This window comes from Variovorax sp. P4_B10 (assembly GCF_056402375.1).
Map to the genome: position 1 here is coordinate 106,318 of NZ_JBFUHN010000003.1, position 15,743 is coordinate 122,060.

A 15,743-nucleotide genomic window follows, 5' to 3' on the forward strand; every position below is an offset into this window, starting at 1 on the left:
GCGTTCAGCGGCTGCCCGAATTCAGCGTCGCCACGGTCCGCCCGCTGGCATCGAGCAGTGCGAGCCGGCTGGGCCCGGCGAGGCGATAGCTCGCGGTGCTTTGCAGGGCCGAGATGAACTGCGCCTCGTTGGCGCCCCGCACCGGGTCGAGGCAGGCCATGCGCGTCGAGGCCAGCTGGCCGATCTTCAGTGTGATGCCACTGCGGGTGAAGCTGCCCGACACCCGGTTGCAGCCGCCCGAACCGCTGACGCGGCCGCTGCTGCGGTCGAACTGGATCTGTGCGTCGCCGCCCGGCGCGATGGGCTCGTCACCCAGTTGCGCGAGGCGCCACACCGGCCCTTCGATCGGTTCGTCGAGGCTGATGCCGCTCCCGCAGCCGGTCAAGGTGGTCAGCAGCGCGGCCGTCGCAAGGACGGGAAGCGCCAGGTGGCGGGCGAAGGAACGCATGGCCGATCTTTCCTTTTTCAATTTGCAACAAGTTGAATCGGGCGCCATCGTATTCGACGCCGCCCGGCTCGCCAATGCCGGAAAAAAAGCGACTCTCGAGTCGCTTTTTCATTTGATTKCGCACCAAGGTGCGCAACCTGCCGTTCAACTCAGCACAACGCTGCTGAGGCGGCGGCGGTAGGTGGCCACCACCGGATCGTCCGGCGGAATCTGCCCGTCGGCCACCTTCACCTTGGGCGGCTCGATCAGGTCGAGGATCGCAATGTAGGTCTTGCGGGCGAGGTCCTCGCTCCAAGTCTTGTCGCGCATCAGGATGTCGAGCAGCTCGTCCATCGCGTCGGTCCAGCGCTGTTCGGCCATGAGCAGGCGGGCGCGGCCGAAGCGGGCGTCGAAGTCGCGCTTGTTGGTGGCGATCTTCGCATCGAAATCCGCGATGGCGGGTGCTGCGCCTGCAGGTGGCGCTGCAAAATCGATAGCATCCATCCAGCGCTGCAGCGCATCGAAGCGGCGCACCAGCGTGGTCTTGGCAATCACTGGGGCAAAGGCGACCTTGGCGTCGTCGACGCGGCCTTCCTGCAGCAGCAGCTTGATGTAGTCGAAGCGGGCGTCGTCGTTGGCCGGGTCGGTCGCCACCGCATGCTGCAGCTTCTCGAGCGCGCCCATCGTGTCGCCCTCGGCCAGCGCTTCCTGCGCGGCGGCGCCCTCGGAGGCGGCCTCGGCTTCTTCGGGCCCGGGCACATGCTTGTCGAGGAATTCGCGGATCTTGTCGGCCGGAATGGCGCCGACGAAGCCGTCGACCGGCTGGCCGTCCTTGAACATCACGCAGAACGGGATGCTGCGCACGCCGAACATTTCCGACAGCTGCGAGGAAATCTGCGGCACCTTGTCGGCGTCGAGCTTGGCCAGCGTGAAGCGGCCGGCGTACTCCACCTCGAGCTTTTCGAGCACCGGGCCGAGCTGTTTGCACGGTCCGCACCATTCGGCCCAGATGTCGAGCAGCACCGGCGTGGCGACGGAGCCTTCGATCAGTTCGGCCTGGAAATTTTCGAGAGTGATGTCGATCATCGGAACCAACTGAGGGTGAAACGTAAAATTGAAACCATGAACGAAACCATTCAGGTCGGTGTAGTGATGGGCTCGAGCTCCGATTGGGAGACGATGCGCAACGCGGTCGAGATTCTCCAGCAATTCGGAATCGGGCACGAGGCGAAGGTGGTCTCGGCCCACCGGATGCCCGATGCGCTGTTCGCGTACGCCGAAAGCGCCGCCGGGCGCGGGCTCACAGCGATCATCGCGGGCGCGGGCGGTGCGGCCCATCTGCCGGGCATGCTGGCCTCGAAAACCACGGTGCCGGTGCTCGGCGTGCCGGTGGCCAGCCGCCACCTGCAAGGTGTCGATTCCCTCTACAGCATCGTGCAGATGCCCAAGGGCGTGCCGGTGGCCACCTTTGCCATCGGCAATGCCGGCGCGGCCAACGCGGCGCTGTTCGCGGTGGCGATGCTGGCGGTGAACGACCCGGCGCTGCGCGCGCGGCTCGACGCCTTCCGCACGGCCCAGACTGCTGCCGCCGAAGCCATGACGCTGCCGCCGGCCCCCGCCGGCGAGGCCCCTGCGGTTTCCCCTTTCTCGCCGCAAGGCGGAGGTGCCCTGTGACCAAGAACGGCGATCTGCCCATCCTCCCGGGCGCCACGCTCGGCGTGCTCGGCGGCGGCCAGCTCGGCCGCATGTTCGCGCACGCGGCCCAGCGCATGGGCTATTTCACGGCGGTGCTCGACCCCGACGCCGACAGCCCCGCCGGCCGCGTGAGCCATCACCACATCCACACCGACTATGCCGATGTCGACGGCCTGGCCCGCCTCGCCGGCCTGGCCGACGCGGTCACGACCGAGTTCGAGAACGTGCCGGCGCCCTCGCTGGCGCATCTCGCGGTCGCGCGGCCGGTGTCGCCCGACGCGTCCGCCATTGCCATTGCGCAGGACCGCATCGCCGAGAAGGCCCATTTCACGCGCTGCGGCGTGCCTTGCGCCCCCTACGCCGTCATCGAGACGGCAGCTCAGCTCGCAGCCGCCGAAGACCACCTGCTGCCCGGCATCCTGAAAACCGCGCGGCTCGGCTACGACGGCAAGGGCCAGCAACGCGTGAGCACCCGCGTCGAACTGATCGATGCGTGGCAGGCCGCGGGCTGCGTGCCTTGCGTGCTCGAAAAGCTGCTGCCGCTCGAATTCGAATGCTCGGTGATCCTCGCGCGCAGCCGCGACGGGCAGATCGTGCACTTCCCGCCGCAGCGCAACCTGCACCGCGACGGCATCCTCGCCGTGACCGAGGTGCATGCGCAGAACATGCCGAAGACGGTGGCGCAGGGCGCGATCAACTCCGCCAAGAGCATCGCGAACGGCCTCGACTACGTGGGCGTGCTGTGCGTCGAGTTCTTCGCGCTGGCCGACGGCTCGCTGGTGGTCAACGAAATGGCGCCGCGCCCGCACAACAGCGGCCACTACACGATGGAAGCCTGCGACGTGTCGCAGTTCGAGCTGCAGGTGCGCACGCTCGCCGGCCTGCCGCTGGCCGCACCGCGCCAGCACAGCCCCGCGATCATGCTGAACCTGCTGGGCGACCTGTGGTTTGCCGAAGGCAGCGACAAGCCGGTGTCTCCGCGCTGGAGCGAAGTGCTCGCGCTGCCGGGCGTTCACCTGCACCTCTACGGAAAGATCGAGCCACGGCGTGGCCGCAAGATGGGCCACCTGACCCTCACCAGCGCCACGCTCGAGAGCGTGCGCGCCACCGCCTCGCAGGCCGCATCGCTGCTGGGCCTGCCGGCGATTTCCATGTCCGGCCTCGCATGATCCTCGACGGCCAAGCCCCAGGGGCCATTGCCGAGGCCACGCGCGTGCTGCGTGCCGGCGGACTGGTCGCGTTCCCGACCGAAACCGTCTATGGGCTGGGCGCCGACGCGAGCAGCGACGTCGCCGTGGCTGCGATCTTCAAGGCCAAGGGCCGGCCGGCCGACCATCCGCTGATCGTCCACGTCGCGGCCGGCATCAAGGGCACCGAGTCGCTCTCGCGCTTCGCCCAGCCGCTGCCGTTGTTCGCGCAGAGGCTGATCCAGGCTTTCTGGCCCGGCCCGTTGACGCTGATCGTCACGCGTCAGCCCGGCGTGGGCGCCGCGGCGGCCGGCGGGCAGGACACCATCGGCCTGCGCTGCCCATCGCATCCCGTGGCCCAGGCGCTGCTCGAAGCCTGCGCCGAGCAGGGCGTGCCGGGCGTCGCAGGGCCGAGCGCCAACCGCTTCGGCCGTGTCAGCCCGACCACCGCGCAGCATGTGCACGACGAGTTCGGCGATGCGTTGCTGGTCGTCGACGGCGGCGCCTGCGAGGTCGGCATCGAATCGACCATCGTCGACTGCAGCCGGGGCGCACCCGTGCTGCTGCGCCCCGGTGCGATCACCCGCGCGCAAATCGAGGCGGCCGCCGGCGAAAAGCTGCGCGACCGCGAACTGCTCGAAACCCCGGATCCGCGCGCCTCGGGCACCCTCGAAGCGCACTACGCGCCGACTGCCAAGCTGCGGCTGATGGACGCCAAGGCCCTGCAGGCCGGCCTCGACGTGCTGGGCGCCAGCGCCGCGCACATCGCCGTCTGGTCGCGCACGGTGTTGCGCTGCCGCTCGCAGCGCGTGCTGCAGCGGCGCATGCCCGACGACGCCGTGGCCACCGCGCGCCAGCTGTTCGCGGTGCTGCGCGACTTCGACGCGCAGGGCGTCAAGCTGATCTGGGTCGAGACGCCGCCCGACACGCCCGAATGGGAAGGCGTGAAAGACCGTCTCCAACGGGCGTCAGCGGCCTGATCCGGGTGAGTCCTATCCCCCGGCGGCCAGCACGCCCTGGAAGAAGCCTCGGGCCGAAGCCAGGCAGAACGGCGGCGCCAGCGTGCCGTGGTACGCGAGGGTGACGGCCTGTGCCTTGTCGCTCGCGCTTCCCGGGGTGCTCTGCGCCAGCGTGCTCTTGGCCTGCGCAAAGCCGGCGCGTGCTGTCGAGTAGGCGTCGGTCGCGCCCGAATCCTCCAGGTCCACCACCGTCAGCGCCGCAGCCGGCATGCCCTTGGCGCGGAAGTAGCCCGCGGTGGCGCGGGTGCTGACGAAATTCACCGTCGGATCGTTGGCGCCGCCGCACATCAGCACTGGCCGGGCCGGCACCCAGTTGCGCAGGTCGTTGGCGCGCGCCGCCTTGCGGAAGCCGGTCGAGGGGCTGCAATCGAGCGGCGAGGCCGAACTCAGCGAGGCCGCCGTCGCGGGCAGGGCATTGCCGGGACAGGCGTTCGACTGGATGTCGGTGGCGGCCTGCGTCAGGTAGCTCTGGCGGATCAGGTTGTTGGCGCCGTAGAAGATCGACAGTTCGGGGCTCACCGGGCCCGGCGTTGCGCCGGCCGGGAACAGCGCGAGCTGCGGCAGTCTGCCGGTGGTGAAGAGGGTGCTGAGGGGCGTCAGGCTCGGCAGCAGCGTGTCGATGCCGGTGGCGTACTGCGCCTCGTAGATATCGCTGGTGGCGTTGTAGACGTTGCCGAACTGCTGCTGCCAACTGGTCGAGAGCAGCGGCACGAAGAGCGTGCTGCCCAGCGCCGGCCAGCCCTGGAAGGTGTAGTCGGTCAGCAGGCTGATCGCCGAAGGCGCCGAGAGCGGCGCCGAGGCCGTCACAGCCTTGCCCGTGGCCTGCATCTCGCGGTGCGCGGCCATCGCCACGTAGCCGCCCTGCGAGTAGCCGGTAATGAGCAGCGAGCCGGCGTCGTTCGCGTCGACGTTCGAGAAGGTCTTGCGCGCCGCGGTCAGCGCATCGACCATGTCCTTGCCCTGCTGCTCGCCGTTGAGGTACGGGTGATAGGCCAGCGTCGACTTGTCGTAGCCCGCGTAGTTGGGCGCCACCACGATGTAACCCTGCGCCACGAACATGGCGGCGATCGTGAGGCCTTCGCCGGCGGCCGGCTGGGTGGTGTCGGTCCACTTGGCGAGGTTGTAGTTGCGTGCGGCGGTGGTGCCATGCGCATACAGCACCACCGGCCGTGGACCGTTGCAGGCTACGTCGGCGCCCGACGGCACCATGACTGCGGCGGTCGCGTTGGTGGCTTCGTTCTTCGCGCCGACGGTGCGGTATTCGAGGTAGCGCAGGTCGACCCCGCACTTGGGCGTGCCGGTCACCTGCATCAGCGCCTTGCCCTGGTCGCTGGCCTGGAGGCTGATCCTGAACTGGTCGGCCGACAGCTTCGCCGTCTGCTCGGGCGGGTTGGTGACGACCGAACCGCGGCCGGTGTCGCCTGCAGGCGGCGGAAAGCCGACGCTGATGCCACCGCCCCCTCCGCCGCCGCCGCAGGCAGCGAGCAGCAGTGTGACGCCTGCGAGTGCCGCAACCTTGTGCAGCGGAGTGGATGGTTGTCGTTGCGGCTTTTTCACGGCGTGTCTCCTGCGTGTTTGTCGAATCGAACGGGCGTCCGATTCTGTGCAGCGCCGCGGCCGCGCGCAAGCGGCTTGCACCTACAGAAGTTTTCAGTACTCGGCCATCGGCGCGGCCGCTGGCCGTCAGTTGTCCTGCGAGGCCCAGTCGACCAGTGCGTCGAAGGCGGCGCGTGCAGCCCCGGCGTTCTCGCTGTTGGCAATGGCCACCAGCACATAGCGCCGGCCGCTCGCGCCGTGCACATAGCCGGCCACGCCGGAAGCGTCGCGCAAGGTGCCGGTCTTCAGGTGGGCCGCACCGCCCGAGCGGAGTGCGCGCTTCTTCAGCGTGCCGTCCACGCCCGAGGCGGGCAGCGAGGACATCAGCTCCGGCATCACCGGCGAGCGCCACGCCACCTGCAGCATCTTGCCGAGCGCGGCGGCGCTGATGCGCTCGTCGCGCGACAGGCCCGAGCCGTTCTCGAACACGGGCGGCGCCTCGCCGGTGCCGATGCGGTCGCGCCACCACTGGCCCAGCGCGCTGCGCGAGGCCTCGAAAGTGCCGCGGTTCTTCTGCGTGAGACCGATCGTCAGGAAGACCTGCTGGGCCATCACGTTGTTGCTGTACTTGTTGATGTCGCGGATCACCTCGGCCAGCGGCGGCGAGCCGAACTCGAAGGCCGGCTTGAGCCCCGCCGGTACGCGGCCCTCGCGCATCTGGCCGCCGACGCGGCCGCCCATCTCGGCCCACATGCCGCCGAGTGCGCGCAGGCTGTAGGTGCGCGGGTCGCCGTAGGCCACGGCCCAGCTCTTCTCGCCGCAGGCGGCCGGGAAGCCGCCGTTGAAGCGGATGCGGTTGACGTCGCTGAAGTCGGTCTTGAGCGCAGTGCGCCAGTCGCCGCATTCGCCGGGCGCGAGTGCCACCGTGGGCGGCATCGCCACGCTCGCGAGCGGCGGCTCGTAGCTCACCCGCGCGATCTGGCCGTTGCGGTCGGGCGCGAAGGTCATGTTGACCGACTTGAAGTTGATCAAGAGCGCGTCGGGCGATGCGTTGTAGGGCCGCAGCGGCTCGCCGTCGAAGGCGCTCGGGTCGTTCTCGACCGTGTTCTCGAAAGCGCTGCGGTCGATCACGATGTCGCCGCTCACGGTGGTGATGCCGAGCCCCTGCACATGGCGCAGCAGCAGCCAGACGCGCTCGAGCACCAGCTTCGGATCGCCCTGGCCCTTGATGTAGAGGTTGCCGTTGAGCACGCCGTTCTGCACCGGGCCGTCGACGTACACCGGCGTGTTCCAGCTGTAGGCCGGGCCGAGCAGGTCGAGCGCCGCGTAGGTGGTCACCAGCTTCATGATCGATGCCGGATTCACCGGCACCTGCGAGCGCCAGGCCAGGCGCGGCGGGCGCACGCCGTCGGCATCGGCCACCAGCATCGCTACCGCATCGCGCGGCACCTTGGCGCGCGCCAGTGCGGCATCGACTTCGGGCGGGAGGGCCTGCTGGGCGAAGGCGCTGGCCGAGGCCAGCGTGGCGAGGGAGAAGAACGAGAAGAGGGGCCGGATCAGGCGGGCGGCAAAAGGCATCCGCCGATTATCCCGGCGCTTCCCGGCGCTATGCGGCGGTGAAGACGTGCAGCTTCGCGTGATAAAGCAGCATCACCGTCTTGGCGTCGACGATGCGGCCGTCGGCCACCATCGCGAGCGCCTCGTCGATGGCGAGCTCCAGCACCTCGATGTCCTCGCCCTCCTCGGCCAGCCCGCCGCCGCTGCCGATGCGCATCGAAGGCTCGTAGGGCGCGATGAAGAAGTGCAGCCTCTCGGTCACCGAGCCCGGGCTCATGAAACTTTCGAAAATCTTCTGTACCGTGCCCAGCCGGTAGCCCAGCTCTTCCTCCACCTCGGCGCGGATGCGTTCCTCGGGCGCCGCGTTGTCGAGCAGGCCCGCGGCGGCCTCGATCAGCAGGTCGTCGTGGCCGTTGGCGAAGACCGGGTAGCGGAACTGCCGCGTCAGCAGCACCGTGCGCTGCGCAAGGTTGTAGGGCAGCAGGGTGGCGCCGTTGCCGCGGTCGTAGGTCTCGCGGTCCATGCGCTGCCACCGGCCGTCGTTGCGCAGCCAGTCGAAGCGGGTGGTCTTGAGCACGTACCAGTTGTCGGAGAGGAGGGTGACTTCGTGCACCCGGACGCGGTCATGAATGGTCATGGGCGGCGAGCATAGGTGCAAATTCGTGCAATATCAAGAATACCCAAGAAAATTCGTGCAGAAAGCGTGCAGGCCTTCTACCATCGGCCGATGCTCACCCGCCAGCGCAAGCAACACATCCTCTCGGTCCTGCAGCGCGACGGCAACGTCGTCGCCAAGTCGCTCAGCGAAGAGCTCGCGCTCTCCGAAGACACCATCCGCCGCGACCTGCGCGAACTGGCGGCCGAGGGCCTGCTGCAGCGCGTGCACGGCGGTGCGCTGCCCGTCGCGCAGGCCGACACCGATTTCGCCAGCCGCCAGCAGCTCGCGCCGGACGAGAAGGTGGCCATCGGCCGCGCCGCCGCGCGCCTGGTGAAGCCGGGGCAGGTGGTGTTCATCGACGGCGGCACCACGGCCGTGCAGCTCGCGCGCCATCTGCCGCGCAACCTGCAGGCCACGGTGGTGACGCACAGCCCCTCGGTCGCGATCGAGCTGGTGTCGCACACGCAGCTAGAGGTGGTGCTGATCGGCGGGCGCCTCTTCAAGCACTCGCTGGTGGCGGTGGGCGCCGCCGCCATGGGCGCCATCGCGCGCATCCATGCCGACACCTATTTCATGGGCGTCACCGGCGTCCATGCCGAGGCCGGGCTGACCACCGGCGACATCGAGGAGGCCGAGATCAAGCGCGCGCTGATGGCGTCGGCGGCCGAGACGGTCGTGCTGGCCTCGGCGGAGAAGCTCGGTGCGGCATCGGCCTGGGTGATCAACCCGGTCACCGCGGCGACGAGCCTGCTGGTGTCGCCCGATGCGCCGTCGAAGGCGCTGGCGCCCCTGCGCAAGGCGGGGCTGACCATCCTGCGCAGCGACTGATTGCCCGACTGGCTGACGGGCTCGCGAGGCGCCTCGATAATCGGGGGATGCCCATTGCGTCCCGCTCCCATGTCTAAGCTGCTGGCGTTCGACACCAGCACCGAACACCTGTCGGTGGCGGTGCGCAATGGCGACCGGCTGTTGGCGCACAACGGTGCAGGTGGCGCGCAGGCGTCGACCACCCTGCTCCCGCTGATCCAGCAACTGCTGGCCGAGGCCGGGCTCGCGCTCTCCGATCTCGACGCCATTGCCTTCGGCCGCGGCCCGGGGTCCTTCACCGGCCTGCGCACGGCGTGCTCGGTGGCGCAGGGCCTGGCTTTCGGCGCCAACGTGCCGTTGTTGCCGGTCGATACGCTGCTTGCCGTGGCCGAGGAAGCGCGCCATGCCTTCGGCGCCCGCCAGGTGGTCGCCGTGCTCGACGCGCGCATGGACCAGCTCTACGCCGCGCGCTACGACTTCGATGCCGCCGGCCCGCTCGGCGGCGGCGACGAGCCGCTGTTGCTGTCGCCCGAGGCGCTCGAAGTGCCCGTCGGCTGGTCGCTCGCCGGCAATGCCTTCGCCGCCTACGGCCCGCGCCTCGCGCCGGCCACCGCCCGCCACGAGGCGCTGCCGACCGCCACCGCGATGCTGCGGCTCGCGCCCGAATTGCTCGCGGCCGGGCGCACCGTGCCGGCGGCACAGGCCTGGCCGCTCTATGTTCGCGATAAAGTGGCGCAAACCACCGAAGAGCGCGCCGCCATCAAGGCGGCCGCTGCGGTTGCCGTTGTTCCACCTGCCACAGCATGAGTGCCGTCCTCCAGCCCGTCGAAGCCCGCCTCGAACCGCTCACCGTCGAGCGGATCGATGCCGTCTGCGCGGTCGAGGAGACGGCCTACACCCATCCGTGGACGCGCGCCAATTTCACCGATTCCATGGCCGTCGGCTACCACTGCCAATGCCTGCTGGCACCGGGGGCGGCGCCAGGCGTGACGTCGCCGGTCACCAGCCTGGGCGAAACGCTGATCGGCTATTTCGTCGCCATGAAGGGCGTCGATGAAGTGCACCTGTTGAACTTCACCGTGGCGCCGGCCTTTCAGCGCCAGGGATGGGCGCCGCTGATGCTCGAGGCGCTGACCGGCTGGTCGCGCGGCGAAGGCGCGCTGTGGCTCTGGCTCGAAGTGCGCCAGAGCAACCGGCGCGCGCTCGACGTCTATGCGCGCCAGGGTTTTCGCAGCGTCGGCGTGCGCAAGGGCTACTACCCGGCGTTCGAGGGCAAGCGCGAGGATGCCGTGGTCATGAGTCTTCGTTTGAATGAAACAGGCTCCGCCTGGGGAGCCCTGAGATGAGCGCCGTGCAGACATTGCAGCTCGATGCACGCCAGCGCGCGATGCTCGACGAGATGGGGGTCAAGGTCTGGTGGCCGATGCCTGAAGTGGTCGAGGCGGCACCTGTTGCTGCAGAAGCGATAGCGGTGGCCCCTGAGCCAGAGCCGGTCAGCGAGCGCTACGTTGCGCAAGCGCCGGTGGCTGCGCCARCCCCTGGCCCGGTCGCAAGACCCGTGGCAGCGCCCACGCCGGTCGCGCGGCCGGCCGCAGCAGTGCCAGCGGTGCACGGCGCTGCCGTGCTGGTCGAAGCGCCCTGCCGCCTTTATGGCGACGCGGCCGAGGCTTCGGCATCGCCGCAAGGCGGCTGGCTGGTGGTGGCCGACATGCCGCCCGAGGCCGACGGCCGCCACGGGGAGCCTTTCTCGGGCGATGCCGGCCGCCTGCTCGACAACATGCTGCGCGCGCTGAAGCTGCACGACGGCAAGACGCCTGTGCACCTGATGCGCACCCACCGTGGCGTGGCCGCGGGCCAACCCGGCAGCCCCCGCCCGATGGCGGAAGCCTTCGAAGAACACGCCGCCGCGCTGGCGCCGACCCTCGTGCTGGCAATGGGCCCGTTGGCCGCCCAAAGCCTGATGCAGAGCGGCGATCCGCTCGGCAAGCTGCGCGGCCGCGCGGTGCCGCTGGCGTCGGTCAACGGCGTGCCGGTAGTGGCAACCTACCACCCGGCGTATCTGCTGCGGAACCCCGCCGACAAGGCCCGCGCCTGGGCCGACCTGTGCCTCGCCGCCGACCAGCAAACGCCGTCGAAATAGGACCCGGTGGCGGGGTCCTTAAAATCGACTCCCATGACTTTCCTCGACAAGCTGGCCGCCGCACAGCAAAAAAACGGTTCGTTGCTCTGCGTGGGGCTCGATCCCGAGCCAGCCAGATTCCCCGGGGGATTCAAGGACGACGCCACCCGCATCTATGACTTCTGCGCGCGCATCGTCGACGCGACGGCCGACCTGGTCATTGCCTTCAAGCCGCAAATCGCCTATTTCGCTGCGCACCGCGCCGAAGCCCAGCTCGAGAAACTGATGGAGCACATGCGCCGCAACGCGCCCCACGTGCCCGTGATCCTCGACGCCAAGCGCGGCGACATCGGCTCGACCGCCGAGCAGTACGCCCTCGAAGCCTTCGAGCGCTACGGCGCCGATGCGGTGACGCTGTCGCCCTTCATGGGTTTCGACTCGGTCGCGCCCTACCTCAAGCACGAAGGCAAGGGCGCCTTCCTGCTGTGCCGCACCAGCAACCCCGGCGGTTCCGACCTGCAGGGCCAGCGCCTGGCGGACATCGAAGGCCAGCCGTTCCTCTACGAACACGTCGCCAGGCTGGCGCAGGGGCCGTGGAACCTGAACGGCCAGCTCGGCCTGGTGGTGGGCGCGACCTACCCCGCCGAGATCGAGCGAGTGCGCGAACTTGCGCCGACGGTGCCTCTGCTGATTCCGGGCGTCGGTGCCCAGGGCGGCGATGCGGTCGCCACCGTGCGCGCCGGCTGGCGCGCCGATGCGCCGATCATCGTGAACTCGTCGCGCGCCATCATCTACGCGTCGTCGGGTGAAGACTTCGCCGATGCGGCCAAGAACGCCGCACGCGCGACGCGCGACGCGCTCGAAGCCGCAAAGTAAGGCTCGCCCCCAGGCTGCGCGCACTTCGTGTCGCTTCGCCAACCCCCTACCGGGGGCAACACCAGAGGCCCGGCAAAGCCGGTTCCTCGGTGTTTCTGGGCTGGGCGGCTGTCTGGCCTCAGGCCCGACGGAGGCGGGTGAAGAGTTCGAACTCCCAATTGCGCATGCCCAGGAGCAGCGTATAGCCCTCGCGGTCCTTGGCCGACAGCTTCTGGTCGGTCTGGTGCTGCTGCGCAAAGTCCTGCGCCACGCGCTGCAGCCGCTCCAGGAAGGCCGGCGCCAGCGAGCGGCTGATCGAGCCGTGCACCAGCAGCAGCCCCTCGGCCGGGCCGTCGAAGCCGCCGCGGTAGTAGTCGAGCACCACGTTCTCGCGGAAGAACTCCATCACCGGGCCGTGCGGGCGCCAGCGGAAGGTCTTGGCGAGCTTCAGGCGATACCGGTTGAGCGGCCGCAACTCGATGATGCCGATGCGGTCCAGCTGCGCCAGGCAGCCGATGCACTCGGCCTCGCTGATCCGGTAGGCGGCCACGATCTGCTCCAGCGTCCACTGGCTCAGCACGCTGATCGCCACCAGCAGCAGTTTCTTGTCCTTGACCACTGCCTTTTCCTGCTCGTGCGTCAGCTCCTTGAGCAACGGCTGGGCGTCGGCCACGCGCCGGGCGAGTTCGGCAAAGTCGATTTTCAGGGCGCGGCAGATGGCATCGACGCGCGACAGCGGCATGTCGCTCTTGGCCAGCATCCGCTTGACGCTGGATTCGGCCATGTCGAGCGACCGGGCCAGGTCGGCGTAGGTCATGCGGGCGCTTTTGAGTTCGTTCTTGAGGGCGAGTACGAGGTCGACGGTGGTGCTCATGAAGGGCGTACGAAGGCGTTGGGGTATTAAATGAAGATACCGGAGGGTGTGAATTAGTACCTCGTATCGATTCTCGATGCCTGCAGAGAGGCTGGCAACTAAATTCCGCGACTCGTTACCCAATCCACCGAGGACCGCCATGCTTCTGCCCTCTCTCAGCCGCCGCGAACGCGGATTGCTTTTCACCCTGGCGCTGCTGACGCTGATCGCCTTCTTCGGCCCCGCGCTGCCGGCCGCCGACGTGGCGATCGCTTCGGTCTTCGCCGACGACCGCGGCTGGCACGGCCTGCCGAACGCGATGGACGTGCTGAGCAACCTGCCGTTCCTGGTGATCGGCCTCCTCGGGCTGTACCGCCTCAACCGGATCGACCGCTCGCACCAGGAGGCGCTGGCCGAATTCCCGCTCGCGCCGCCCGCCAGCGACCCGCCGGACAACACCCTGGACTGCGCCTGGCTGTTCTTTGCCGGCCTGGTCGCCACCGCCGCGGGCTCGGCCTTCTATCACCTGATGCCCGACGCCCCACGGCTCGCTGCGGACCGCGCCGGCATGGCGGTGGCTTTTGCGGGGCTGATCGGCGTCGCGGTCTGCGAGCGGGTGAGCCAGCGCGCCGGCTGGCCRGCGGCCTGGTTCCTGCTGACGGCCGGTCTGCTGGCGGCAGAGGTCTGCCAGGAGTCCGGCAACGTCATGCCCTGGGTGCTGGTGCAGTTCGGCGGCATGGCGCTGGTGCTCACGCTGGCCCTGGCCACGCCGATGCGCGGCGCCGTCGGCCTCAAGCTCGGCTGGGTGATCTTTTTCTACGCCTTGGCCAAGGCCTTCGAGCTGGCCGACCACCAGATCTACGAGGCGACGCGGCACCTGGTTTCCGGCCACACCCTGAAGCACCTCACGGCGGCGCTGGCGGGCCTGCCTGTCCTGCTGGCGCTCGGAAAGCTCGAGAAGGGCTGGCAACAGACCCTGCTGCGGCACAATCCCGACGCAGCCGCCCTGACGGCCTGAGGAGAATTCTTCGAATGACAACCCCCGCCGCTGCTGCCGCCCCCGTGGCCCATCACGAAGCGAACGCCCACGCCAACCAGTTCGCCTTGCTCAAGCAGCGGCGCTTCGCGCCCTTCTTCTGGACGCAGTTCGCGGGTGCGGCGAACGACAACCTCTTCAAGTTCGCCTTCACCGTCATGGTGACCTACCAGCTCCAGCTGAGCTGGATGCCGCCGGCCATGGCGGGCCTGGCGATCGGTGCGCTGTTCATCCTGCCCTTCCTGCTGTTCTCGGCCACGGCCGGGCAGCTCACCGACAAGTTCGACAAGACGAAGATGATCCGCTTCGTCAAGAACCTCGAGATCGCGATCATGCTGCTCGCGGCCTGGGGCTTCGTGCGGGCCGATGCGGTGGTGCTGCTGGGCTGCGTGTTCCTCATGGGCCTGCATTCCACGCTGTTCGGCCCGGTCAAGTTCGCCTACCTGCCGCAGGTGCTCGACGCGCGCGAACTCACGGGCGGCAACGGCATGGTCGAGATGGGCACCTTCGTCGCGATCCTGCTGGGACAGGTGGCGGGCGGGCTGCTGGTGGCGGTGCCGCAGATCGGCCACATGAGCGTGGCCGCGGCCTGCGTGCTGCTCGCGCTGGTCGGCCGCGGCGTGGCGCAGGCCATTCCGCAGGCGCCGGCCACCGACCCCGGGCTGGTGATCAACTGGAACCCCTTCAGCGAAACCTGGCGCAACCTGAAGCTCGCGCACGGCAACGTGGTGGTGTTCCGCTCGCTGCTGGGCATTTCGTGGATGTGGTTCTTCGGCGCGGTGTTCCTGAGCCAGTTCCCGAGCTTCGCGAAGGAAGTGCTGCACGGCGACGAGCAGGTGGCGTCGCTGCTGCTGGTGGTGTTCTCGATCGGCATCGGCGTCGGTTCGCTGCTGTGCGAAACGCTGAGCCGCCGGCAGGTGGAAATCGGCCTCGTGCCGCTGGGCGCGATCGGCATGAGCGTGTTCGCGATCGACCTGTACTTTGCCTCGCGCTCCCTTCCGCCGGCGGCCGGAATGGGCCTCGGCGCCTTCGTGCACCAGGCCGCCCACTGGCGCGTGATGGCCGACCTGGCGCTGCTCTCGCTGTTTGCGGGGCTCTACAGCGTGCCGATGTACGCACTGATCCAGCTGCGCAGCCAGCCCACGCACCGCGCGCGGATCATCGCGGCCAACAACATCCTCAATGCGCTGTTCATGATCGGCAGTTCGGTCATCGCCGGCGCGTTGCTCGGCGCGGGCTTCACCATTCCGCAGATCTTCCTGTTCACCGGCATCGCCAACGCGGTGGTGGCGTTCTACATCTTCATGCTGGTGCCCGAGTACATGCTGCGCTTCGTGGCCTGGGTGCTGTCGCGCTTCGTCTACCGCTTCGACATCAAGGGCGACGAGCACATCCCGACCGAAGGCGCGGCCGTGCTGGTGTGCAACCACGTGAGCTTCATCGACGCGGTGCTGCTGATGGCCGCGAGCCCGCGGCCGATCCGCTTCATCATGGACCATCGCATCTTCAAGGTACCGGTGCTCGGCTGGCTGTTCAAGCTGGCCAAGGCGATCCCGATCGCCCCGCAGAAGGAAGACCCGGCGGCCTACGAGGCGGCCTTTGCCAAGGCGCTGGCCGTGCTGCGCGAGGGCGACCTGCTTGCGATCTTCCCCGAAGGCGCGATCACGCGCGACGGCAACCTGCAGCCCTTCAAGGGCGGCGTGATGAAGATCGTCGAGAGCGCGCGCGCCGAAGGCATCGAGCCGCCGGTGATCCCGATGGCGCTGACCAATCTCTGGGGCTCGTACTTCAGCCGCATCGAGCTGCGCGGCGGCGAGCAGGTCGCCATGGCCAAGCCCTTCCGTCGCGGCTTCTTCAGCCGCGTGGGGCTCAACGTCGGCCAGGCCGTGTCGCCGGTCGAGGTGCGGCCCGAGGCGCTGCAGCAGCGCGTGAGCGGATTGCTGGTCGCCTGAAAAAGTATCTCCTCGGGATACTGGCAGAGGCTCAAGCCGGAA

At 68.9% G+C, this 15,743-nt stretch carries 17 protein-coding genes; 11 read left to right on the forward strand and 6 right to left on the reverse strand.

Features of this window, described 5'->3' with window-relative positions; translation table 11 throughout:
* Nucleotides 1–4 precede the first annotated feature (4 nt).
* The gene (locus tag AC1DXX_RS02805) at nt 5–448 is read right to left on the reverse strand and encodes an META domain-containing protein (protein WP_478132645.1); all 444 of its coding nucleotides are present in this window, start codon (nt 446–448) and stop codon (nt 5–7) included.
* On the opposite strand from AC1DXX_RS02805, the gene AC1DXX_RS02810 reads away from it, so the two are divergent.
* The gene (locus AC1DXX_RS02810; protein ID WP_478132646.1) at nt 447–629 is read left to right on the forward strand and encodes a hypothetical protein; all 183 of its coding nucleotides are present in this window, start codon (nt 447–449) and stop codon (nt 627–629) included. The two genes, AC1DXX_RS02805 and AC1DXX_RS02810, sit on opposite strands and share 2 nt — an antisense overlap.
* Here the strand turns inward: AC1DXX_RS02810 and AC1DXX_RS02815 are convergent.
* Nucleotides 593–1,513, reverse strand: a complete 921-nt coding sequence (locus AC1DXX_RS02815) for a tetratricopeptide repeat protein (protein ID WP_478132647.1) — start codon at nt 1,511–1,513, stop codon at nt 593–595. The two genes, AC1DXX_RS02810 and AC1DXX_RS02815, sit on opposite strands and share 37 nt — an antisense overlap.
* 36 nt (nt 1,514–1,549) lie before the next feature.
* Between AC1DXX_RS02815 and purE the strand changes: the two genes are divergently transcribed.
* From purE to AC1DXX_RS02830, 3 genes are read left to right on the forward strand one after another with little or no spacing between them, the layout of a single operon-like run.
* Entirely contained in the window at nt 1,550–2,101 is a 552-nt protein-coding gene (gene purE / locus AC1DXX_RS02820) for a 5-(carboxyamino)imidazole ribonucleotide mutase (protein WP_478132648.1), read from the forward strand.
* Nucleotides 2,098–3,291 carry a 5-(carboxyamino)imidazole ribonucleotide synthase gene (locus AC1DXX_RS02825; RefSeq protein ID WP_478132649.1) on the forward strand — a complete coding sequence of 398 codons (1,194 nt, stop codon included), beginning with the start codon at nt 2,098–2,100 and terminating at the stop codon, nt 3,289–3,291. The genes purE and AC1DXX_RS02825 overlap by 4 nt, the downstream gene beginning before the upstream one ends.
* Nucleotides 3,288–4,289 carry an L-threonylcarbamoyladenylate synthase gene (locus AC1DXX_RS02830; protein ID WP_478132650.1) on the forward strand — a complete coding sequence of 334 codons (1,002 nt, stop codon included), beginning with the start codon at nt 3,288–3,290 and terminating at the stop codon, nt 4,287–4,289. Before AC1DXX_RS02825 ends, AC1DXX_RS02830 begins: the two co-directional genes overlap by 4 nt.
* Before the next feature lie 12 nt (nt 4,290–4,301).
* Here AC1DXX_RS02830 and AC1DXX_RS02835 read toward each other — a convergent pair whose 3' ends face one another.
* The 3 genes from AC1DXX_RS02835 to AC1DXX_RS02845 all read right to left on the reverse strand — a co-directional run bounded on the left by AC1DXX_RS02835 (nt 4,302) and on the right by AC1DXX_RS02845 (nt 8,058).
* Nucleotides 4,302–5,885 (reverse strand): alpha/beta hydrolase family protein, encoded by a 1,584-nt coding sequence (locus AC1DXX_RS02835; RefSeq protein WP_478132651.1) that lies wholly within the window; start codon nt 5,883–5,885, stop codon nt 4,302–4,304.
* A 126-nt stretch (nt 5,886–6,011) separates the two neighbouring features.
* Nucleotides 6,012–7,442: a D-alanyl-D-alanine carboxypeptidase/D-alanyl-D-alanine endopeptidase gene (gene dacB, locus AC1DXX_RS02840; RefSeq protein ID WP_478132652.1), complete on the reverse strand. Its 1,431-nt coding sequence runs from the start codon at nt 7,440–7,442 to the stop codon at nt 6,012–6,014.
* A 28-nt stretch (nt 7,443–7,470) separates the two neighbouring features.
* Nucleotides 7,471–8,058: a GDP-mannose pyrophosphatase gene (locus AC1DXX_RS02845; RefSeq protein ID WP_478132653.1), complete on the reverse strand. Its 588-nt coding sequence runs from the start codon at nt 8,056–8,058 to the stop codon at nt 7,471–7,473.
* A gap of 90 nt (nt 8,059–8,148) precedes the next feature.
* Here AC1DXX_RS02845 and AC1DXX_RS02850 point away from each other — a divergent pair, with 90 nt between their 5' ends.
* From AC1DXX_RS02850 to pyrF, 5 genes are all read left to right on the forward strand, one after another.
* Nucleotides 8,149–8,907: a DeoR/GlpR family DNA-binding transcription regulator gene (locus AC1DXX_RS02850; RefSeq protein WP_478132654.1), complete on the forward strand. Its 759-nt coding sequence runs from the start codon at nt 8,149–8,151 to the stop codon at nt 8,905–8,907.
* A gap of 69 nt (nt 8,908–8,976) precedes the next feature.
* Nucleotides 8,977–9,693: a tRNA (adenosine(37)-N6)-threonylcarbamoyltransferase complex dimerization subunit type 1 TsaB gene (gene tsaB / locus AC1DXX_RS02855; RefSeq protein WP_478132655.1), complete on the forward strand. Its 717-nt coding sequence runs from the start codon at nt 8,977–8,979 to the stop codon at nt 9,691–9,693.
* Complete coding sequence (rimI, locus tag AC1DXX_RS02860) at nt 9,690–10,232, forward strand: ribosomal protein S18-alanine N-acetyltransferase (protein ID WP_478132656.1); 543 nt, start codon at nt 9,690–9,692, stop codon at nt 10,230–10,232. Before tsaB ends, rimI begins: the two co-directional genes overlap by 4 nt.
* Nucleotides 10,229–11,026 carry a uracil-DNA glycosylase family protein gene (locus tag AC1DXX_RS02865; RefSeq protein WP_478132657.1) on the forward strand — a complete coding sequence of 266 codons (798 nt, stop codon included), beginning with the start codon at nt 10,229–10,231 and terminating at the stop codon, nt 11,024–11,026. The genes rimI and AC1DXX_RS02865 overlap by 4 nt, the downstream gene beginning before the upstream one ends.
* A gap of 33 nt (nt 11,027–11,059) precedes the next feature.
* Complete coding sequence (pyrF, locus tag AC1DXX_RS02870) at nt 11,060–11,881, forward strand: orotidine-5'-phosphate decarboxylase (protein ID WP_478132658.1); 822 nt, start codon at nt 11,060–11,062, stop codon at nt 11,879–11,881.
* Nucleotides 11,882–11,999: 118 nt separating this feature from the next.
* Here the strand turns inward: pyrF and AC1DXX_RS02875 are convergent, their stop codons facing one another.
* Entirely contained in the window at nt 12,000–12,734 is a 735-nt protein-coding gene (locus tag AC1DXX_RS02875) for a helix-turn-helix domain-containing protein (RefSeq protein ID WP_124464615.1), read from the reverse strand.
* Nucleotides 12,735–12,873: 139 nt separating this feature from the next.
* On the opposite strand from AC1DXX_RS02875, the gene AC1DXX_RS02880 reads away from it, so the two are divergent.
* Nucleotides 12,874–13,731, forward strand: coding sequence for a hypothetical protein (locus tag AC1DXX_RS02880; protein WP_478132659.1), 858 nt, complete (start codon nt 12,874–12,876; stop codon nt 13,729–13,731).
* Nucleotides 13,732–13,745: 14 nt separating this feature from the next.
* On the forward strand, nt 13,746–15,701 hold the full coding sequence (locus tag AC1DXX_RS02885; RefSeq protein WP_478132660.1) for an MFS transporter: 1,956 nt from the start codon (nt 13,746–13,748) through the stop codon (nt 15,699–15,701).
* Nucleotides 15,702–15,743: the final 42 nt, after the last annotated feature.